This window comes from Sphingobium cupriresistens (assembly GCF_004152865.1).
GTDB lineage: Bacteria > Pseudomonadota > Alphaproteobacteria > Sphingomonadales > Sphingomonadaceae > Sphingobium > Sphingobium cupriresistens.
This window is the reverse complement of sequence record NZ_SEOO01000004.1, coordinates 75,409-96,066: the sequence shown is the minus strand read 5'-3', so window position 1 is coordinate 96,066 and position 20,658 is coordinate 75,409. Positions and strand designations below refer to the sequence as shown.

The window sequence follows — 20,658 nt, the reverse complement described above, 5'->3', positions numbered from 1 at the left end:
TTATTTATACATCGTCGTCGCCCAGCCAATGTTCGGTGCGGGGCGGCAGATACGCCGCGATGCGATCGAGCATCACTTCGGGATCGCGCTCGATCAGCAGCATGGCGCGATGTTCGGGCTTCAGGAACCCCTCCGCCACGACATGGTCGATGAAGGCCGACATGCCGCTGTAGAAGCCGTTGACATCCAGCATCCCGACCGGCTTTTCATGATAGCCTAGCTGCGACCAGCACCACGCCTCGAACATCTCCTCGAACGTGCCGATGCCGCCGGGCAGCGTCACGAAGCCGTCCGCCAGCTTGGCCATCAGCGCCTTGCGCTCATGCATGGTCTGGACGACATGCAGTTCGCTGATCCCCTGATGGTCATGTTCGCGCGCGCGCAACGCTTCGGGGATGACGCCGATCACTTCGCCGCCCGCGGCGCAGGCCGCATCGGCGACCACGCCCATCAGCCCGACCGTGCCGCCGCCATAGACCAGGCCGATGCCGCGCTGCGCCAGCAGGGTCCCGAACTGTTCCGCCGCCTCACGATAGACGGGCAGCCGCCCCGGCGACGAACCGAGAAACACGCAGATCCGCATCCGCCCGTCGCGGACGCTCTTGTCCCCGCTCAGGACAGGCGCTCAGGCACGGACAGCGCCTCCTCCACGATATCGTCGCTGGCGCCGACCGATTCCCAGGGGAAGACGAACCAGCGCTTGTCGCTGTCGCGATCGATCATGCTCGCCCAATAATCGACCGTCTGCCGCGACCGGCTGTTGGACATCAGCACGGCGAAGCGCAGGTTGCCAGCATCGCAGCGATTGTCGGCCAGCAGGCGGCGGATATAGTCGATCGTGCCGCCGCTGTCGTTGATGTCATCGACGAACAGCAGCTTTACCCCTGCCGCGCTCTTGGCCGCGACCTTGCCCAGCAATTCGTCGGCAAAGCCGGGCACCTTGCTGCTATGGTCGATGGAAAGCATCGGCAGCTTGAGCTGGTGCGAGATATAGACGGCCGGAACCAGCCCGCCGCGCCCGATGCCGATGATGAAGTCGGGCGTCCAGTCGCCCTCCCCCACCTGGCGCGCGACGGTCTGCACGTCGGCCAGGAAGGCGTCATAGCCGATGTAGAAAAGTTCGGGTTCAGCGGTGCTGCTCATGAAAAGCGAATCCAGTTGGCAGGGAATGGACATGACCATGCCGATTATCCCGCCCGCGCCAAGGGGGCAATCGGCTGCGAGTCGGATCAGAGGTCGGCGCGCTCGATCGAAACGGGATAGCTGAGTTGCGCAAAGCCGCTCTCTATCTCGCCCAGCACGATCCCCGCCGCATAGGAAGGGGTGCGCGCCGCCGCGGTGCAGAGCGCCAGCGTCATCGGCCGCAGGATCGGATCGGAAATGCGGGTGAAGGAAAGGGTGCCGCGCTGCACTTCCGTGATCACGTCGAGCGAGGTCAATATGCCGATGCCTACGCCTTGCATGACCAGCGAGGTGATCATCTGGATATTGTCGGAACTAGCCGTGCGATCGATCTGGAGGCCGCTGGTCCCTTCCAGCACGGCGATCTGCTGGCACACCGCCAGAGGCTCGGCCGGGACGATCAACGGTGATCCGGCGCAGGCGGAGAAACGCGCTTCGCGCTGGTCGCCAAAAGGATGGCCAGCGGGCGTGAGGAAGCCCAGGACGACCTCGACAAAGGAGCGCACGGTCAGGTCGCGATAGGATTGCGGTTCGAACAATATGCCGAAATCCGCTTCGCCGCTGGCGATGGCGTCGCGCACCCGGTCGTTTTCCAGCACCCGCACGCCGATGGTGATGCCCGGATATCGGCTCTGAATCGCGCGGATCGCGCCGGGAATATAGCCTTTGGCCAGCGCGTCGATGATGGCGATATCGACATGGCCGCGCTTGAGGCCGCGCAAATCCTCTATCTGGGCGCGCACGTCGCTCAAATTCTTTTGCCAGCGCCCTCCCGCCGCCATCATGATCTCCCCCGCGGCGGTCAAGCGCAGGCCGGTCGGCAGCCGCTCGAACAGCGGCATTCCCAGGTCCGCCTCCACATTCAAAATCTGCCGGTCGATGGCGGAAGCGGAGATATTGAGTTCGTCCGCCGCCTTGCGGATCGAACCCAGTCTTCCAACCGCCATGAAGTAACGCAGAAAACGCGAAAATGCCGGCATAGACCCACCCTAATTTTTGCAACACTCCGTAGGATTCATTGCGTTTGATCGCGTCAGGTCAAGCCCCTACGCGCTCTGCAGGGCGAAATAATGGGATGCAACGGTGGCAGGATCCGCAAGACAGGCATTGGTGGCGATGGCCGCGACGGTTGCCGCGCTGGCCGGTCCGTCCTTTGTCCTTGCTTCCGAACCGCCCGTTCCGATGCTGCCGTCGGTCAAGCCGATCCCGGTCAAAGTCATCGTGGTCGCCAATTTCGAGCCGGGCGCGGATATGGGCGATGCGCCTGGCGAGTTTCAGCTCTGGGCCGAGCGCGAGAAGCTGACCGAGGTCATCCCGATCAGGGGCGCGCTGCACCCGCTGCGCCGCAATGCGGCAGGTCTATATGGCATGTGCTGGGGCAGCCCGGACACGATGCTGGGCGGCGTCGCCGAACAGTTGATGAGCCTGTTGCTCGATCCGCGTTTCGATTTCAGCAAGACCTATTGGCTGTTTACCGGCATATCGGGGGTCGATCCGCAAATCGCATCGGTCGGCAGCGCGGCCTGGTCGCGTTGGGTGGTGCAGGGCGACACGCTGCGCGAATTTGACGACCGCGAAGTGGCGAAAGACTGGCCCTATGGCCTGTTCGCGATCGGCGCCGACGCGCCCAACAAACTGCCCCACAATACCGAGAGTTTCGCTGGCTTCACCGATACCGGCAAGCTGACCATGTCGGTGAAGCTGAACCAGAGCCTGGCGCAATGGGCCTATGATCGCACCAAGGATGTGACCATTCCCGACAGCCCGGCGTTGCAAAAGGCGCGCGCGGCCCGGGCGGGCTATCCCAATGCGCAAAAGCCGCCTTTCGTGCTGATGGGCGAGACGCTGGGGTCGGTGCGCTATTGGCATGGCCCCGGCCGCACCCAATGGGCGCGCGACTGGGTGAAGCTGTGGACCGGCGGCAAGGGCCGTTTCGCCATGACCAACATGGAAAGCCAGTCGCTGGCCGGCGCCATGGCGATCGCCGCGAAACAGGGGCTGGTCGATCCGGCGCGGGTGCTGGTGCTACGCACCGGCAGCAACCCGTCCATGCCGCCGCCAGGCCGATCGGCGGTCGAAAGCGTCGCCGACGAAGGCGCTGGCCAGGTCGCGGCCTATGAAGCCAATTATCGCGTTGGCGTGCCGGTGGTGCATGAATTGCTGAGCCATTGGGACAGCTACAAGGATCATGTGCCAGGAACCGGTCCGCAATGAAGCGTGGCCTGGCCCTCATGACCTCGCTGGCCGTGCTGTCGCCGGCTGCGGCGCAGACGACAAGCGGGGAAGCGGCCGCGGCCGCTCTGTTCGACAGGCTGGCGGACAGCCCGCCCGCGCTGCGGCTGTTCCTCAAAGCGATGCCCAAGGGCGGCGACCTGCACAATCATCTGGGCGGCACGCCCTATGCGGAGGATTATCTGCGCTGGGCGGCGCAGGCGGGGCTGTGCGTGGACGACAGCGGCGCCCGCATCGTCGCGCCGCCCTGCCCGCAAGCCCAGACGGTGAAGCGGATGAGCGAACAGACGCCCTTCGCCTTCGCCCGGCTGGTCGACGCCATGTCGACGCGGGGGGTGCAGCAGGGCGTGGGCGCCAACGACGCATCGGGCCATACGCAATTTTTTGGAAGCTTCGACCGGTTAGGTCCGACCAGCCCGTCGGTTGAGGCCGGCGCGCTGGCCGTTGCACGGCAAGTCGCGGCGGGCGATCGGGTCGGCTATCTGGAACTGATCCACAATCCGCAAGCGCTGATCGCCGCGACGCTGGGCGCGGCGGACATGCCGGTGGACGCCAGCGGCCTGGCCGCTTTCTACAGCCGGACGATCAAGGACGCCAAGCCCGTCATCGACCGGGCGATCGCGGAACTGGATGCGAACGAGGCGGCGGCGGGCAAGGCGCTGGCCTGTGGTGGCGCAAAGCCCGACCCCGGCTGCGGCGTCGCCATCCGCTATCTCGCCTGGGGATGGCGCGACCTGCCCCCGGCGCAGGCCTTCACCTCGCTGATCCTCGCCTTCGCCCTGGCCGATCGCGATCCACGCTATGTCGGTATCAACATCGTCCAGCCGGAAGATTGGGTGATCGCGCTGCGCGACTATGACCTGCACATGGCGATGCTGCGTTTCCTGGCGGAACGGCATCCGCGTGTGCATCGCACCCTCCATGCGGGCGAACTGGCGTTCGGCCTCGTGCCGCCCGCTGCCTTGCGCCACCATATCGCCAAGGCGCTGGAAGCCGGGGCGGAGCGGATCGGCCATGGCACCGCCATCGCTTATGAGGACGACGCCGTCGCCACCCTCGCGCGCATGGCGCGCGATGATATTGCAGTGGAAATCAACCTGACCAGCAACGCGGTGATTTTGGGGGTGAAGGGCGACGATCACCCGCTGCGCCTCTATCGCCGGGCGGGTGTCCCGACGCTGCTGTCGACCGACGACCAGGGCATATTGCGCACCGACATGACCCAGGAATATCAGCGCGCCGCGCGCGAGCAAGGCATGGGCTATGCGGACCTCAAGCAGATGGCGCGCACCAGCCTGGAGCAGGCGTTCATCGACGGGACGAGCATCTGGGCGGACAGGCATGTGGGCGCGCGCGTCTCGCCTTGCACGGCAGGGTGGACCGACGATCGCTGCCGCAGCCTCGCACGATCCAGCGCCAAAGCCGCACTTCAAGTTCAATTGGAGGAAGATTTCCAGATTTTCGAAGATGTTACCGTGCTCAATCTAAGCAAGTCGATCGGACCATAATAGGCCGACCGACCCTGAACAGAAGAACGATAAAAATAAGACATTTTCTTTGCTGCGGCGTGTCAGAAATATTAGCATGACGCATTGCAGCATCAAAAATCTTCATGGGAGAGGCAGGCAGCAGGGACAACCGGCTGGCGAAGCCGTGGGGATTTACGCTTCGCCGCCATCATAAAGGGGGCTCATCATGGCGAATTATCTGCCTTTTCATCGCGTCGCACATAAAGCTGCGCCGCAGCATCGTTTTCGGACCGGATCGACCGCCATCGCCACGCTGGCGCTGCTATCCTGCACCGCCCTAAGCCCTGGGCTGAGTTCCGCCGCCTGGGCGCAGACGCCCGCGCCAGAGGATGCGCCGGAGCCGACCGCCGAAATCGTGGTGACGGGCGCGCTCGACGCATTGCCGATCAAGAATGTCGGGTCGATCTTCGGCTTCGACAAGACGATCCTTGAAACGCCACGCTCCGCATCGACCATCAGCAGCGAGCAGATGGAGCGGTTCGGCATCACCGACATTTATGATCTGGTCGCACAGGCGCCCGGCACCTTCACCAACAGTTTCTTCGGCGTCGGCGGCGCGCTCGACATTCGCGGCACGCCCGGCGAAGTCTATTTCCGCGGTATGCGCCGCCTGGACAATCCGGGCAACTATCCCACGCCCATCGGCGCATCGGACCGGATCGACATCGTCCGCGGCCCGGCATCGCCGATCTTCGGCCCGTCCAAGACCGGCGGCTACATGAATTTCGTGCCCAAATCGGCGCGCGTCGCCGACGGCAAGCTGCGCGACAAGGCGAGCGGCGAAATCAGCTATACGCGCGGCAGTTGGGACATGAATGTCGTCAAGGGCAATGTCTCCGGCCCGCTCAAGATCGGCGAGCAGGAATTCGGCTACAGCCTGTTCGGCCAATATGAGGATGACGGCAGCTATTATCGCAACATGTGGACCAAGCAGACCATCCTGCAGGGCTCCTTCGACACCGACCTGTCCGACCATGTCCGCATTGAATTTGGCGGCCAGTATCAAAATTACAAAGGCCAGCAAAATGGTGGCTGGAACCGCCTGACCCAGGCGCTGGTGGATGACGGCACCTATATCACCGGCCAGGCCCAGCCGCTCGACACCAGCGGCGACGGGCAGATTTCGCAGCAGGAAATCAATGCATCGGTGCCCGGCGGCCTATCGATCTTCGGCAACTTCACCTGCCCCGATAGCACATTCAGCCCCTTCGCCAGCGGTTTTACCGACGCCTGCTTCACCTCCGCCTATCCCAGCCTGGCGCTGACCAACACAGGCACGACGAAGCTCAGTCGCCGCAATGTGCTGACCGGCAAGGACGACAGACTGGTCAACCGCGGTTCGACCTTCTATTTCGACGCCATCTACACCGCCGACAGTGGTTTCGAGCTGAAGAACCAGTGGTTTTACGACAGCTATGAAAATATTAACGAGAACGCCTATGGCTTCTCGCAATTCCACGACAGTTGGGTGATCGAGGACAAAATCGTCGCATCCAAGACTTTGGAAAGCAGCGCGGGCAAATTCTCCTTCCAGCTCTCACCTTCGGTTCGCTACACCAAATTCGCGCATGGCGATGACTTCAACTATGAATATTTCCACCGCGTCGATCTGACGGTGGGCTATGACGCCTTGTCGGATCGCCTGCTGTCGACTGAATGCGACTGCGACTACACCAATTATGTCGTCGGCCATTATAGCGATCTGGCGCTGGCGGGGCTGGTCGATCTCGACTTCGCCTTCGGCCTGGATGTGACGCTGGGCGCGCGCTACGACCATCTGGACGTCAAGGCAACGAATATCACGACCAAGCTGGAGGCACCTGCCGCCGGCCTGGCGGCGAACAATGCCAGCGGCAGCAAGGGCGCCTGGTCCTGGTCGGGCAGCGCCTCCTACAAACTGCCCTTCGGCCTGATCCCCTACGGCACCATCGCGAAGCAATCGACGGTGATCGCGGGTCAGGGCGCGGAAATCTATCCGGCCGATGTCGCCGGCGGCACCTTCCTGTCCGCCTCCAAACTCTATGAAGGCGGCATCAAAGGCAGCTGGCTCGACAACAAGCTCTACGCAGCCGTCTCCGTCTACAAGCAGAAGCGCACCGACTTTAACATCCAGTCGATCACAGTGAACCAGTCGGTCGAAACCAAGGGGCTGGAGGCCGAACTGCGGTGGTCAGTCGATCGGCACCTACTGGTGACCGGCGCCTATACCCACACCAATGTCTATAATCTGACCGCGTTGCAGGACGGCACGCTGTTCAGCTTCTTCGGCATCGAGGATCTGGTGAACGTCTCCGACCCCACCCTGTTCCTGGGCGGTCAGCCGATCGGGCTGGTGCCGATCAACAGCAAGAGCGATTCCAAGCGCGCGGGTATTCCGCAGAACATGTTCTCGGCCACCGCGACCTATGCGTTCGACTTCGGTCTCGCCCTGTCGGGCAGCCTGGTGCATGTCGATTCGGTCTATTCGGGCCAAAGCCAGGCCGTAAAGTTGCCGGCCTACACCACCGTGGACCTGGGCGTATCGTTCGAAACCGGGCCGATGTTGTTGCGGCTGGTGGTGAAGAACGCGACCAACGAGAAATATTTCCGCGCCAACTTCACCGAATTGTTCGGCAGCACCATCGTCCTGCCGGAACGGCCGCGCAGCTTCCAGGCGTCCGCCGTCTATAAATTCTGATGCCTGATCGCAGGAGCGCCCCGTAACGAGCGCTCCTGCCGCTATTGTCAAGGAACCCCGATGCGCTCCCTTTCCCGCTGCGTCCTGCCGCTCGCCATCCTGGCCTGCGCCGCGGCGGCCCCTGCCGCCACCCCGCCCGTCGAGCCTGTCACTGTCAAGTCAGGGCCGCTCGAAACCGTGCTCGCCTGCGTGCCGACCAAACCCTGCGCCGCGACGCTGCCAGTGCGCATGGTCATCGTCACCATGTTCGAGATCGGCGCGGATGAAGGCGATGCGCCCGGCGAATTTCAGCTGTGGAAGGAAAGGCGGCATCTCGACACGCGCATCCCCTTTCCGCAGGGCTATCACGACCTCTTCTACAATCCCGAAAGCCAGATATTGGCCATCGTGACGGGTGTCGGCACCGCGCGGTCCGCCAACGCGACCATGGCGCTGGGCCTCGACCCGCGCTTCGACCTCGGCAAAGCCTATTGGCTGGTGGCCGGGATCGCCGGCATCGATCCGCAGGATGCATCGATCGGATCGGCCGCCTGGGCGCGTTACAGCGTCGACGGCGACCTGGCGCATGAAATCGATGCGCGCGAAATTCCCAAAGACTGGACGTCGGGCTTCTTCCCTCTCGACAAGAAGGGACCGGGCGACACGAGCCCGCCCATCACCGAAGGCCGGGTGTTCGCGCTCAACCCCAAGCTGGTCGATTGGGCTTTCGCCCTGACCAGGGACGTCGTCATTCCCGACGATGTCGGCATCCAGCAGGAACGTGCGCGCTACAAAGGCTATCCCAATGCGCAAAAACCGCCCTTCGTCCTGATCGGCGACCAGTTTTCCGCCATGACCTTCTGGCATGGCAAGCTGCTCAACCGCTGGGCGGACGACTTCACCCGCTATTCCACCAGCGGCAAGGGAGAGTTCGTCACCTCCGCCATGGAGGAAACGGGGACGTTGCAAGCCATCGCCTATCTCACCCGCGCGGGCCGGGTGGACAAGGACCGGGTCATGGTGCTGCGGTCGGGCAGCAATTTTTCCATGCCGCCCGAAGGCGTCGCCGCCGCCGACAATTTGATGCGGGAGAATGAGGGCTATTCGGGGATGCGGGCATCGCTTGAAAGCCTGTATCTGGTCGGGTCCAAAGTCGTGGACGAACTGCTGAACCATTGGGACCGTTTCGAGCAGGCGCCGCCGCAATGACCGCAGCGCCGCTCGCCGTACCGCAGGCCGCCGCTGGGCAGCCGATGGGCATGACGGCGGCGCAGGCGCGCGATCCCGATCATTTCCCCGGCCTGGCCGTCGCCATTCCGCTGGGCATCCAGCATGTGCTGGCCATGTTCGTCAGCAACATCACGCCCGCCATCATCATCGCGGGCGCCGCCGGGTTCGGCTATGGCTCGGCGGACCCCGGCGCGCTCATCTACATGATCCAGATGGCGATGCTGTTCGCCGGGCTGACCACCCTGCTCCAGACCGTGGGCGTAGGGCCGGTGGGCGCGCGCCTGCCCCTGGTGCAGGGCACCAGCTTCGCTTTTCTGCCGGTCATCATCCCGATCTGCGCCGGGCGCGGGGTGGAGGCCATGGCGGAACTGACCGCCGCGGCGCTGTGCGGCGGGCTGTTTCATGCGGTATTGAGCATGTTTGTCGGCCGTATCCGGTTCGCCCTGCCACCGCTGGTTACGGGTCTGGTCGTGCTGATGATCGCCCTGTCGCTGATGCGGGTCGGCATCCAATATGCCGCCGGCGGGGTCATGGCGCAGGGCACGCCGGCCTATGGCGCGGGGGCGGGCTGGCTGCTGGCGGGCGTAGTGATCGTCACGACGCTGGGGCTCAGCTTTTTCGCGCGAGGCTTGTGTTCCACCGCGTCGGTCCTGCTGGGGCTGCTGGCGGGCTATGCCCTCGCCGCCGCCATGGGCCGGGTGTCGCTGGCCCCGATCGGCGTCGCGCCTGTCGTCATGCTGCCCGATCCGTTCCATTTCGGCTTCGCCCTGTCCGCGTCCGCGATAGTGGGATTCTGCCTGATGGGCTTCATCTCCGCGATCGAATCGATCGCTGACGTGTCCGCCATCTGCGAAGCCAATGTCGGTCGCCCGGCGCGCGACAGCGAACTGATCGGCGCGACAGCCGCCGACGGTGTGGGGACGGCGATCGGGGCTCTGTTCGGGGCCATGCCCAACACCAGTTTCAGCCAGAATGTGGGATTGATCGCCATCACCGGCATCGTCAGCCGCCATGTCGTGACGGTCGGCGCGCTGTTCCTGGTGCTGTGCGGATTGGCGCCCAAAATCGGCGCGGCCATCACCACCATCCCGATCGAGGTGCTGGGCGGCGGGGTGATATTGATGTTCGGCATGGTCGCGTCTGCCGCCCTGTCCATGCTGTCGGCGGTCGCCTGGACACAGCGCAACATGCTGATCTTCGGCCTCGCCTTGTCGCTGGGCATCGGGCTGGAGCTCGAACCGGACGCGCTGTCGCATCTGCCCGCGTCCGCGCGCATCATCCTGGCGTCCGGCGTGCTGCCGGCTGCGGTCGTCGCGGTCATACTCAATCTGGTCGTTCCGGGCCGAACGGCCGTGCCGCAGAACTAACCCTGCCCCCATCCGGCCGTGCTGCGCCGCACGACCAGCCTGGTTCCCAGCGTGCAGGGCGGCAGGGGCCGATCCTCCACCTGTGCGACCAGCGTGTCGATCAGCAATTCGCCGGCCCCCTTCATGTCCTGCATGATGGTGGTCAGAGGGGGCGTGGTCAGGCTGGCGGCGGGAATATCGTCGAAGCCGATAATGGCGACGTCGCCCGGAATGGACAATCCCGCCTCCGCCAGCGCGCGCATCGCCCCAATCGCGATCAGATCGCTCGCTGCAAAAATCGCATCGAACGGCGCGCCGCGCGCGATCAGCGTCCGGGCGGCGGCATGGCCGGCATCCTCGGCGGTCAGCGCATCGACCTGCAACGCCGGGTCGGGGGCGATGCCGGACGCGGCCATAGCCTGACACAGGCCGGTGTAACGATCGGCAAATTCGGGATAATGTTCGTCCGCCTGGCCCAGAAAGGCGATGCGGCGGCGACCCAGACTGAGCAGATGCTCGCCGGCCAGGCGGCCCGCGCCAACATTGTCCGACCCCACCGTCGGGCCGATCGTGTCCTCCCCCGCGGACCCCCAGCGCACAAAATGCGTGCCATGATCGACCAGTTCGGTCAGCCGCCGGGCGTAGAGCGTATAGTCGCCATAGCCGAGCAGGATGAGACCGTCGGCGCGGTGGCTATCCTGGTAACGAACATGCCAGTCGTCCTCCATTTTCTGGAAGGAGATGAGCAGGTCCAGCCCGCGCGCGCCGCATTGCCGCGTGATCGACCCCAGCATCGCCAGGAAGAAGGGGTTGATGTTCGATTCGTCGGGCGTGCGGTCTTCGAAGAACAGCAGCGCGATCGTGTTCGAACGCTGCGATCGAAGCGACGAGGCGTTCTTGTCCACCGAATAGTTGAGTTCGCGCGCAATCGCCTCGATTCGTTGGCGGGTGGCCAGGCTGACCGATCGCGATCCGCGCAGCGCGCGGCTGACCGTGGGCTGAGACACGCCGGCCAGATAGGCGATGTCGAAGCTGGTCGGCTTGCTACTGGGCTGGCGCCCCATATCCCTCTCCCGGCGCGGTCGATACGCCACAGCCATGGTAGGGCCACCCTGAAAACAAGGCAATTGCGTCCTTTCGGGCAAGGCCCATCGTGACATGACGGCCACAGTCGGGGCCTGTGCATATATGCGTATACGTATGCCTTATGGCCGGGTGGCGCGAACTGGGCGTATGACCGGCCCATCCGCAGGAACGTGGCGCTGCACAGCCATGCTTGCGGCCAGGGTTTCCAGCACCGGCGAACAGGGTCTGTCCGGTGTCCATGGGGGAGAGGATAAAAGTGGCTCATCATCATCATCGCGTCCGTTTGTTCGGCGCATCGCTTCTGGCTATCATGGCGACGGCCGCCAGCCCCGCCTTCGCCCAGGACGCGCCGCAGGCCGACGCTGCGCCGCAGGATGCGGCCAGCGACACGATCGTCGTTACCGGCTTCCGCGCCGCGTTGCAGAGCGCCGTCAACGTCAAGAAGAACGCCGCGCAGATCGTGGAATCGGTGTCGGCCGAAGATATCGGCAAGCTGCCCGACGCATCGATCGGCGAATCCATCGCCCGCCTGCCCGGCCTGACGTCGCAGCGACTGTTCGGTCGCGCCAATTCGATCGCGATCCGCGGCGCCAGCGCCGACCTCTCCTCGACCACGCTCAACGGCCGTCCCCAGACGTCCACCGGCGAACAGCGCAATGTCGAATTCGACCAATATCCCTCCGAAGTCGTCAGCCGCGTCGATGTGTTCAAGTCGCCCCAGGCCAACCTGATCAACCAGGGTCTGGCCGGCACTGTCGACATCCGCACCATCCGTCCGCTCGACTATGGCAAGGAACTGTTCTCGGTCGGCGCCCGCGGCGTCTATACCGATCTGGGTAAGGTCAATGCCGACAGTAAGGACAAGGGCTATCGCCTGACCGGCACCTATGTCGGCCAGTTCGCGGGCGACCGCATCGGCGTGTCGCTGTCGGCCGCCTATAATGACGAACCCTATCAGTCGAAGGAGTTCGAAGCCTGGGGCTATGCCGACGGACCGGATGGCGACAAGGTGATCGGCGGCATCAAGCCGTTCGGCGTGTCCACCCAGTTGAAGCGCCTGGGCATCCAGGGCGCGGTGCAGGTGCAGGCGACCGACACGCTGCTGCTGACCTTCGACGGCTTTTATGGCGACTTCAAGGAAAAGCAGATCAAGCGCGGCGTCGAATTTCCGCTCTACTGGAGCGGCGCGACGCTGGTCCCAGCCAGCATCGGCGCCGACGGCGATTTCATCAATAAAGGCACGTTCACTGGTGTCGAGGCGGTGGTCAACAACCATGGCTATGAGCGCAAGTCGAAGATCTTTTCGGGTGGCTTCAACGGCAAATATGCCGGCGACGATGGCTGGTCGGCCAGCTTCGATTTCGGCTATTCGCGCACCGACCGCAGCGAATTGTCGCTCGAATCCAATGCCGGCACCGGCTATGGTCCCGGCAATGGCGCGACAGATACGCTGGACTTCGTCAGCGACGGCAAGGGCACCCATTTCACCAGCCACCAGCTCGACTATAGCGACCCCAATCTGATGGTGTTGACCGATCCGCTGGGTTGGGGCGCAGGCGCGCCGCTGGGCCATCAGGAAGGCTATTATAACAACCGCATCATCGATGATGAGATCAAAAGCTATCAGATCGAGTTCGGCAAGGAGATCGAGAGCGGCTTCCTGTCGAAGGTCACCGCGGGCCTGGGCTATGTCGACCGCACCAAGGCCAAGACGCCCGAAGAATATGTGCTGAACCTGGCCAATGGCGCAACGTCGCTGGTGCTGCCGGAGCAATATCGTCTGGCCGCGACGGACCTGAGCTTCCTGGGCATCGGCCCGATCCTGTCCTACGACCCGTTCAAGCTGCTCAGCGACGGCGTCTATATCAAGACGCTGAACCCCAGCAAGGATGTGCCGGCCAAGGCCTATTCGGTGACCGAGCGGGTGATGTCCGCCTATCTGATGGCCAATATCAAGTCGGAAGTGGGTTCGGCCGAGCTGACCGGCAATGTCGGCGTGCTGGCCCAGAATACCGAACAGAAGTCGCGCGGTTTCGTGAACCTGGCGGCGGCCGATCTGGTGCCGACGACACGGGGCGACAATTATTGGGATGTGCTGCCCAGTATGAACCTGTCGCTGCGCTTTCCCAGCGATTTCATCGTCCGCCTGGCGGCCGCGCGGGAAATCCAGCGTCCCCGGTTCGAGGATATGAAGGTCAGCCTGGACTATGGCTATAACACCGCCAGCGGGGTCATCACCGGCACGGGTGGCAACCCTACCCTGCGCCCCTATCGCGCCTGGGCGGCGGACCTGAATGTCGAGAAATATTTCGGGACCAAGGGCTATGTCAGCCTGCAACTGTTCGCCAAGAAGCTGGAAAGCTATGTCTATCGGGAAACCGCGGCGTTCGATTATACCGGCCTGCCGGTCGTGCTGCCGCCGGGCGTCACCGATCCTGACGGCACGCTGACCCGTCCGGTCAACGGCAAGGGTGGCAAGCTCTATGGCTTCGAAGTCGCCGGCACGGTGCCGTTCGACATCGTGACGCCCGCGCTGGACGGCTTTGGCCTGACCGGCGGCGTGGGTTATACCAAAACCAGCATCAAGCCGGGCGTCGGCGCTGCATCGGAAGACCTGCCCGACTATTCGCGCTGGGTCGCCAACGCCACGATCTTCTTCGAGAAATGGGGCTTCAACGCCCGCGCTTCGGCGCGCTATCGTTCCGCCTTCGTCGGCCAGTTCGTCGGCTTCGGGGGCGAGCGCGAGTTGCGCCGGGCCTTGAGCGAAACCATCGTTGATGGACAGATCGGCTATGATTTCCAGAAGGGCAGCGCGCTGGAGGGGCTGGCGATCTTCCTACAAGGCCAGAATCTGACCGACGAACCCTTCGTGTCGGTCGATACCGGCGCATCGATCCAGATCCGCAACTATCAAAGCTATGGCCGCCGCTTCATGGCGGGCTTCAACTACCGCTTCTGATGTGTAGAGTGGCCCGGCGACCTTGTCGTCGCCGGGCCTTTTTTCAAAGGTTCAAGCAGAGGGGTGCCCCTTATGGGTCGAACGGCCACGAGATTGTTCGTGACAGCCGCCGGGATCGGCGCGGCTCTCGTGGGCGCGCCGCTGGCGATGGCCGACACGCTGGCCGACCTGCGCGCCCGCACGCCGGCGCAGGAGATCGTCTATTTCGTGCTGCCCGACCGGTTCGCCAATGGCGACCGCAGTAATGACAAGGGCGGCCTGAAGGGCGGCCCGCTCCAGACCGGCTATGATCCCACCTCGCGCGCCTTCTATCATGGCGGCGACCTGAAGGGGCTGACGGCGAAGCTCGACTATATACAGGGCTTGGGTGCGACAGCGATCTGGCTGGCGCCGGTGTTCAAGAACAAGCCGGTGCAGGGCGCCAAGGGGCAGGAAAGCGCGGGCTATCACGGCTATTGGGTGACGGATTTCACTACCGTCGATCCGCATTTCGGCAGCGACGCCGACTTCAAGGCGCTGGTCGATGCGGCGCACAAGCGCGGCATGAAAGTCTATATGGACATCATCGCCAACCATACGGCCGATGTGATCCAATATCGCGAAAGCCCGACCAGCGCAGCGTCTTATCGCAGCAAGGGGGCCTATCCCTGGTTGCGCCGGGGCGGCGCGGCGGGCCAGCCGATCAACGCGGGGTTCGCCGGCGACCGGGACAGCAGCGCGGCCAACTGGGCGAAGCTGACCGATCCGGCCTTCGCCTACACCCCGGTCGTGCCGAAGGGCGAGAAGACGGTCAAAGTCCCCGCCTGGCTCAACGACCCCATCTATTATCACAATCGCGGCGACACCGACTGGAAGGGCGAAAGTTCGCAATATGGCGATTTCGTCGGGCTGGACGACCTCGCCACCGAAAACCCCCGCGTCGTTGCCGGCTTCATCGAGATATATACAGGCTGGATCGATCGCTTCGGCATCGATGGATACCGCATCGACACCGCACGCCATGTGAATGCGGAATTCTGGCGCGCCTTTATCCCCGCCATCCGCGCCCATGCCGCGGCAAAGGGCATCCCGAATTTTCATGTCTTCGGCGAAGTCGCCACCGACGCCTATGATCCGGCTTTGCTGGCCAGTTGGACGCGCAACGCCGGATTTCCCGCCGTGCTGGACTTCGCCTTCATGCGCGCGGCCGTGGATGCAGCCAGCGGCAAGAGCGGCACCGACATGCTGGCGCGGCTGGGGGATGATGATGCCCTCTACGAAGGCGGCAAGGCGGCGGCGCTGCAATTGCCGACCTTCCTCGGCAATCACGACGCGGGTCGCTTTGCCTGGTTTCTGCGTCAGGCCAAGCCCGGCATCAGCGCGGAGGAGGAACTGGCGCGCGCCCTGCTGGGCCATGCGATGTTGCTGACGCTGCGCGGCGTGCCGACGCTCTATTATGGCGATGAACAGGGTTTCGCCGGCACGGGCAATGATCAGCAGGCGCGGCACGACATGTTCGCCTCGCAGGTCGCCGAATATAATGCGGAACGGCTGGTCGGGACGCACGCAACCACCGCGACGGACAATTTCCGCACCGACCAGCCTCTCTATCGCGCAATCGCAACGCTGGCGAAAATCCGCAGCGCCACGCCAGCCCTGTCGCGCGGCGCGACGATCCTGCGCGCCAGTTCGGACAAGCCCGGCCTGTTCGCGGTGTCGCGCATCGACCCCGATACGGGCCGCGAAGTGCTGGTCGCGTTCAATACCGCCGCGACGCCTTATGTTGGCCCTGTCGCGGTCGATCCGGCCAGCGGCGGCTTCACGTCGCTGATCGGCGCCTGCCCTGTCACCCCGCAAGCGCCGGGCAGCCTGGCCCTCGCTCTCCCCGCCTTCGGCTATGCCGTCTGCGCCGCCAAACCCTGAACCGGAAAGCTCCTTCATGACGCTTGCGACGACATCGACCGATCAGCCCTGGTGGAAGGGCGCGGTGATCTATCAAATCTATCCGCGCAGTTTTCAGGATAGCAATCATGACGGCATCGGCGACCTGAATGGGATCACCCAGCGACTGGAGCATATCGCCCGGCTCGGCGCGGACGCGATCTGGATTTCGCCCTTCTTCACGTCGCCGATGCGCGATTTCGGCTATGACATCGCTGATTATTGCGATGTCGATCCGATTTTCGGCACGTTGGCCGATTTCGACGCGCTGGTGGCGCGCGCCCATGCGCTCGGCCTGAAGGTCACGATCGATCAGGTCTATGCCCATACCTCCGACCTTCATGACTGGTTCGCGCAAAGCCGCGCCAGCCGGACGAGTGAAAAGGCCGACTGGTTCGTCTGGGTCGATCCGAAGGAAGACGGCACCCCGCCCAACAACTGGCAGTCGGTGTTCGGCGGCCCGGCCTGGACCTGGGACGCGCGGCGCGGCCAATATTATATGCACCAGTTTCTGAGCAGCCAGCCGCAGCTCAACCTCCACAACCCGGCGGTGCAGGATGCGCTGCTGGACGCGATGCGCTTTTGGCTCGATCGCGGAGTGGATGGCTTCCGTCTCGACGCGCTCAACCATTCGATGCACGACCCGCAACTGCGCGACAATCCGCCAGCGCCCGACACCGGCAAGCCGCGCACGCGGTCCTTCGATTTCCAGATCAAGACATATAGTCAGTCTCACCCCGGCGTAGTCGATTTCATCAAGCGAATCCGCACGCTCTGCGACGAATATGGCGCGATCTTCACCGTGGCGGAGGTCGGCGGCGACCTGTCAGAGACGGAGATGAAGGCCTATACGGCGGGCGAAACCCACCTCAACAGCGCCTATGGCTTCAACTTCCTCTATGCCGACGCGCTGACGCCCGCTCTGGTGGCTGACACGGTCGATCGCTGGCCGGATGAACCGGGCATGGGCTGGCCGAGCTGGGCGTTCGAAAATCACGATGCGCCGCGCGCGCTGTCCCGCTGGTGCGCGGCGGAGGATCGCCCGGCGTTCGGACGGCTGAAGGCGATGCTGCTGGTGGCGCTGCGCGGCAACGCGATCCTCTATCAGGGCGAGGAATTGGGGATCACCCAGGTCGATATCCCCTTCGACAAGCTGCAAGATCCCGAAGCGATCGCCAATTGGCCGCTGACCCTGTCGCGGGACGGCGCGCGCACGCCTTTGCCATGGGCTGCCGATGCCGCGCAAGCGGGCTTTTCCAGTGTCGAACCCTGGCTACCCCATGGTGCCGATCATCTGGCGCTGGCGGTCGACGCGCAGGAGGCTGATCCTGCATCGCTGCTGAACCACACCCGCGCGATGCTCGCGCTGCGGAAGGCGAACCCGGCGCTGCGCCACGGCAGCCTGGAGATATTGGTCGCCGACGACCAGCGTCTGCTGTTCCGCCGCGCCGCCGACGGCCAGTCGCTGCTCTGCCTGTTCAACCTGTCGGCCAAACCGGCGACCTGGCCCGAAGAGATCGCCCCGACCAACAAGCTGCTGTCCGCCGTCAATGGCGCCACGCCCGGCGCCCTGCCACCCTTCGGCGCGCTGATGATCGAGGAATAAGGAGAGACTCCATGCTGAACCTGTCGCTGCGCGCCTGCGCGCTGACCCTTCCATTCGTCTTCATGACGCCGGCCGTTGCGCAGGAGGCCCGCCCCGCCGTCACCGCCGCATCGCCCGATGGCTCGATCATCCTGACCGTCTCCACCGACAATGACAGCCGCCCGACCTGGTCGCTCTCGCGCAAAGGCAAGCTGCTGATCGCGCCGTCGAAGCTGGGCTTCATCCTGACCGACGGCCTTAACATGGTCCGCGGCTTTGCGATCGCCGGGTCGGACAAGGGCCAGGGCGATGATCGATGGGAACAGCCCTGGGGTGAGCGCCGCTTCGTCACCGACCGCTATAATGAAGTGACGGTCCGCTTCCGCCAGTCCGACGTGCAGGGCGCGCGGCTGATGAACGTGCATTTCCGCCTGTTCGATGACGGCGTCGGCTTCCGCTACGAACTGCCCGCGCAGCCCAATCTGAGCCGCATGAAGATCGCCGACGAGACGACCGAGTTCGACATCGCGCCCAAGGGCACGGCTTGGTGGATTCCGGGCGGCGAATGGAACCGCTACGAGCAGGTCTATCAGAATACGCCGATCGACGCTGTCTCGACCGCCCATACGCCCATCACCATGCGGCTGGACGACGGCACGCATCTCAGCTTCCACGAAGCCGCGCTGGTCGATTATGCGGCCTATTGGCTGAAGCGCGCGTCTGGCCAGACCTTCCGCACCACGCTCTCGCCCTCGTCGCAGGGCGCACAGGTGATCCGCGGCCTGCCGTTCAACACGCCCTGGCGGACCATCCGCATCGCCGACAGTGCGGCGGGGCTGGTCGAAAATGATCTGGAACTCAACCTCAACGAACCCAACAAGCTGGGCGATGTCAGCTGGTTCCAACCCGCCAAATATATCGGCATCTGGTGGGGCATGATCCGGGGCGACTGGAGCTGGGCCGAAGGGCCGAAGCATGGCGCCACCACCACCCGCACGAAGCAATATATCGATTTCGCCGCCAAACATGGCTTCCGCGGCGTGCTGGTCGAAGGCTGGGACAAGGGCTGGAACGGCGACTGGTTCGGCCATGGCGATGACTTCAGCTACACGCAATCGACCCCCGACTTCGATCTGCCGGGCCTTGCCGCCTATGCGAAGACAAAGGGCGTCCACTTGATCGGGCATCACGAAACCGGCGGCAATATCGCCAATTATGAAGCGCAGTTGGACGACGCGATGAAGCTTTATGGCGGTCTTGGCGTGGATGTCGTCAAGACCGGCTATGTCGCCGACGCGGGCGGCATCATCGCGCCGGGGGACAAGCCTGGCGAAACGCATATGGAATATCATGACGGCCAGCGCATGGCGCAACATCATCTGCGCGTCGTGGAGACGGCGGCTAAATATCATGTCGCGGTCAATGCGCATGAACCGATCAAGGATACCGGCCTGCGCCGCACCTATCCCAACTGGGTCGGGCGCGAAGGCGCGCGCGGCATGGAATATAATGCCTGGGGCAGATTTGCGAACGGGCCGGACCATGAACCCACGCTGGTCTATACAAGGCTGCTGTCCGGCCCGATGGACTTCACGCCCGGCGTACTGAGCCTGGAGGGGGCGGACCATGCCCCGCTGGCATCGACCTTGGCGAAGCAACTCGGCCTCTATCTTGCCATTTACTCCCCGATCCAGATGGCAGCGGATTTTGTCGAGACGCTGGCCAAATATCCAAAGGAACTGGATTTCATCGCGAAAGTCCCGGCCGACTGGAGCGAAAGCCATCTGATCGCAGGCGAAGTGGGCGACTATGCCATGTTCGCGCGCAAGGATCGCAACAGCGAGAATTGGTATGTCGGCGGCGTCAACGACGCGACCGCGCGGACGGTGACGTTGAACTTCGACTATCTGGAACCGGGCAAGACCTACAATGCCACCATCTACAAAGATGGCGAGGGCGCGACCTATCTTAGCGACGCCCGCCACAGGATCGCCTATGAGACGCGGACGTTCCGCAAGGGCGACCGCTACGACCTGTGGCTGGCGCCGGGCGGCGGCGCGGCGATGCGACTGGCGCCCAGCCGATAAGGAATCCGGCCTTTGAGGCCGGTCTTGCCCGCCCCCGGATCGGACTGCACGCCGATCCGGGGGCTTTTTTATCAGCGCGGCGCCATGCGGATCGCGCCGTCCAGGCGGATGACCTCGCCATTCAGCATCGGATTGCGGACGATGCTTTCCACCAGTTGCGCATATTCAGCCGGTTTGCCCAGGCGGCTGGGATGCGGCACCTGCGCGCCCAATGCGTCCTGCACCTGTTGCGGGAAGGCCTCCAGCATCGGCGTCAGGAAGATGCCGGGCGCGATCGTCATCACCCGGATCTTGTGCTGGGCCAGGTCGCGGGCGATCGGCAGGGTCATGCCGACCACGCCGCCCTTGGACGCGCTATAGGCCGCCTGGCCGATCTGCCCGTCATAGGCCGCGACCGATGCGGTGTTGACGATGACGCCGCGTTCGCCGTCTATCTCTTCCGCAGCGGCAAGCCGGGCGGAAAATTTGGCGATCATGTTGAAACTGCCGATCAGATTGACCGTCACCGTCTTGGCGAAGGCATCAAGCGGATGCGGCGCATTTTCCTTGCCCACCGTCTTGATCGCCGGAGCGATCCCGGCGCAGTTGACGAGGATGCGGGCGACGCCATGCGCCGCTTCCGCCGCGTCCAGACCCGCCGAAACGCTGGCCTCGTCCGCAACATTGACAGCGACATAGACACCTCCCAGCGCTTGCGCGGTCGCCTGTCCTGCCTCTTCATTCAGGTCGAAGATCGCGACCTTGGCGCCTTGCTGCGCCAGCATCGTCGCGGTCGCCTTGCCCAGGCCTGATGCGCCGCCGGTGACGATCGCCGCTACGTCTTTGATGTCCATCTCGCTGTCCCCT

At 64.0% G+C, this 20,658-nt stretch carries 14 protein-coding genes; 9 read left to right on the top strand and 5 right to left on the bottom strand.

Annotation, left to right across the window (positions count from 1 at the left end; translation table 11 throughout):
• Positions 1-4: 4 nt before the first annotated feature.
• The 3 genes from EWH12_RS03905 to EWH12_RS03895 all read right to left on the bottom strand — a co-directional run bounded on the left by EWH12_RS03905 (position 5) and on the right by EWH12_RS03895 (position 2,162).
• On the bottom strand, positions 5-583 hold the full coding sequence (locus tag EWH12_RS03905) for an LOG family protein (protein WP_129925782.1): 579 nt from the start codon (positions 581-583) through the stop codon (positions 5-7).
• A gap of 29 nt (positions 584-612) precedes the next feature.
• Positions 613-1,143, bottom strand: a complete 531-nt coding sequence (locus tag EWH12_RS03900; RefSeq protein WP_066608741.1) for a phosphoribosyltransferase — start codon at positions 1,141-1,143, stop codon at positions 613-615.
• An 86-nt stretch (positions 1,144-1,229) separates the two neighbouring features.
• Positions 1,230-2,162: a LysR family transcriptional regulator gene (locus EWH12_RS03895; protein ID WP_129925781.1), complete on the bottom strand. Its 933-nt coding sequence runs from the start codon at positions 2,160-2,162 to the stop codon at positions 1,230-1,232.
• Positions 2,163-2,265: 103 nt separating this feature from the next.
• Here EWH12_RS03895 and EWH12_RS03890 point away from each other — a divergent pair, with 103 nt between their 5' ends.
• The 5 genes from EWH12_RS03890 to EWH12_RS03870 all read left to right on the top strand — a co-directional run bounded on the left by EWH12_RS03890 (position 2,266) and on the right by EWH12_RS03870 (position 10,196).
• Positions 2,266-3,396 (top strand): purine-nucleoside phosphorylase, encoded by a 1,131-nt coding sequence (locus EWH12_RS03890; protein ID WP_242495947.1) that lies wholly within the window; start codon positions 2,266-2,268, stop codon positions 3,394-3,396.
• Complete coding sequence (locus tag EWH12_RS03885; protein ID WP_129925780.1) at positions 3,393-4,922, top strand: adenosine deaminase family protein; 1,530 nt, start codon at positions 3,393-3,395, stop codon at positions 4,920-4,922. Before EWH12_RS03890 ends, EWH12_RS03885 begins: the two co-directional genes overlap by 4 nt.
• 187 nt (positions 4,923-5,109) lie before the next feature.
• The gene (locus tag EWH12_RS03880) at positions 5,110-7,620 is read left to right on the top strand and encodes a TonB-dependent siderophore receptor (protein ID WP_066608067.1); all 2,511 of its coding nucleotides are present in this window, start codon (positions 5,110-5,112) and stop codon (positions 7,618-7,620) included.
• Positions 7,621-7,680: 60 nt separating this feature from the next.
• Complete coding sequence (locus EWH12_RS03875; RefSeq protein WP_165363565.1) at positions 7,681-8,808, top strand: purine nucleoside permease; 1,128 nt, start codon at positions 7,681-7,683, stop codon at positions 8,806-8,808.
• On the top strand, positions 8,805-10,196 hold the full coding sequence (locus EWH12_RS03870; RefSeq protein WP_129925779.1) for a uracil-xanthine permease family protein: 1,392 nt from the start codon (positions 8,805-8,807) through the stop codon (positions 10,194-10,196). Before EWH12_RS03875 ends, EWH12_RS03870 begins: the two co-directional genes overlap by 4 nt.
• Here the strand turns inward: EWH12_RS03870 and EWH12_RS03865 are convergent.
• Positions 10,193-11,239: a LacI family DNA-binding transcriptional regulator gene (locus tag EWH12_RS03865; protein WP_129925778.1), complete on the bottom strand. Its 1,047-nt coding sequence runs from the start codon at positions 11,237-11,239 to the stop codon at positions 10,193-10,195. The two genes, EWH12_RS03870 and EWH12_RS03865, sit on opposite strands and share 4 nt — an antisense overlap.
• Before the next feature lie 278 nt (positions 11,240-11,517).
• Between EWH12_RS03865 and EWH12_RS03860 the strand changes: the two genes are divergently transcribed.
• From EWH12_RS03860 to EWH12_RS03845, 4 genes are all read left to right on the top strand, one after another.
• Complete coding sequence (locus EWH12_RS03860; RefSeq protein WP_242495946.1) at positions 11,518-14,220, top strand: TonB-dependent receptor; 2,703 nt, start codon at positions 11,518-11,520, stop codon at positions 14,218-14,220.
• Between the two features lie 72 nt (positions 14,221-14,292).
• A complete protein-coding gene (locus EWH12_RS03855; protein ID WP_129925776.1) occupies positions 14,293-16,122 on the top strand; it encodes an alpha-amylase family glycosyl hydrolase in 1,830 nt (609 codons plus the stop codon).
• A 16-nt stretch (positions 16,123-16,138) separates the two neighbouring features.
• On the top strand, positions 16,139-17,746 hold the full coding sequence (locus tag EWH12_RS03850) for an alpha-amylase family glycosyl hydrolase (protein ID WP_066608734.1): 1,608 nt from the start codon (positions 16,139-16,141) through the stop codon (positions 17,744-17,746).
• Between the two features lie 11 nt (positions 17,747-17,757).
• Entirely contained in the window at positions 17,758-19,812 is a 2,055-nt protein-coding gene (locus EWH12_RS03845; RefSeq protein WP_129925775.1) for a glycoside hydrolase family 97 protein, read from the top strand.
• Positions 19,813-19,883: 71 nt separating this feature from the next.
• Here EWH12_RS03845 and EWH12_RS03840 read toward each other — a convergent pair whose 3' ends face one another.
• Complete coding sequence (locus EWH12_RS03840; RefSeq protein ID WP_066608042.1) at positions 19,884-20,645, bottom strand: SDR family NAD(P)-dependent oxidoreductase; 762 nt, start codon at positions 20,643-20,645, stop codon at positions 19,884-19,886.
• Positions 20,646-20,658 lie beyond the last annotated feature (13 nt).

What these genes read in the sequence shown, in the direction of transcription:
- EWH12_RS03905 (WP_129925782.1), bottom strand. Translation starts at nt 583, where the DNA reads ATGCGGATCTGCGTGTTTCTCGGTTCGTCGCCGGGGCGGCTGCCCGTC.
- EWH12_RS03900 (WP_066608741.1), bottom strand. Translation starts at nt 1,143, where the DNA reads ATGAGCAGCACCGCTGAACCCGAACTTTTCTACATCGGCTATGACGCC.
- EWH12_RS03895 (WP_129925781.1), bottom strand. Translation starts at nt 2,162, where the DNA reads ATGCCGGCATTTTCGCGTTTTCTGCGTTACTTCATGGCGGTTGGAAGA.
- EWH12_RS03885 (WP_129925780.1), top strand. Translation starts at nt 3,393, where the DNA reads ATGAAGCGTGGCCTGGCCCTCATGACCTCGCTGGCCGTGCTGTCGCCG.
- EWH12_RS03880 (WP_066608067.1), top strand. Translation starts at nt 5,110, where the DNA reads ATGGCGAATTATCTGCCTTTTCATCGCGTCGCACATAAAGCTGCGCCG.
- EWH12_RS03875 (WP_165363565.1), top strand. Translation starts at nt 7,681, where the DNA reads ATGCGCTCCCTTTCCCGCTGCGTCCTGCCGCTCGCCATCCTGGCCTGC.
- EWH12_RS03870 (WP_129925779.1), top strand. Translation starts at nt 8,805, where the DNA reads ATGACCGCAGCGCCGCTCGCCGTACCGCAGGCCGCCGCTGGGCAGCCG.
- EWH12_RS03865 (WP_129925778.1), bottom strand. Translation starts at nt 11,239, where the DNA reads ATGGGGCGCCAGCCCAGTAGCAAGCCGACCAGCTTCGACATCGCCTAT.
- EWH12_RS03855 (WP_129925776.1), top strand. Translation starts at nt 14,293, where the DNA reads ATGGGTCGAACGGCCACGAGATTGTTCGTGACAGCCGCCGGGATCGGC.
- EWH12_RS03850 (WP_066608734.1), top strand. Translation starts at nt 16,139, where the DNA reads ATGACGCTTGCGACGACATCGACCGATCAGCCCTGGTGGAAGGGCGCG.
- EWH12_RS03845 (WP_129925775.1), top strand. Translation starts at nt 17,758, where the DNA reads ATGCTGAACCTGTCGCTGCGCGCCTGCGCGCTGACCCTTCCATTCGTC.
- EWH12_RS03840 (WP_066608042.1), bottom strand. Translation starts at nt 20,645, where the DNA reads ATGGACATCAAAGACGTAGCGGCGATCGTCACCGGCGGCGCATCAGGC.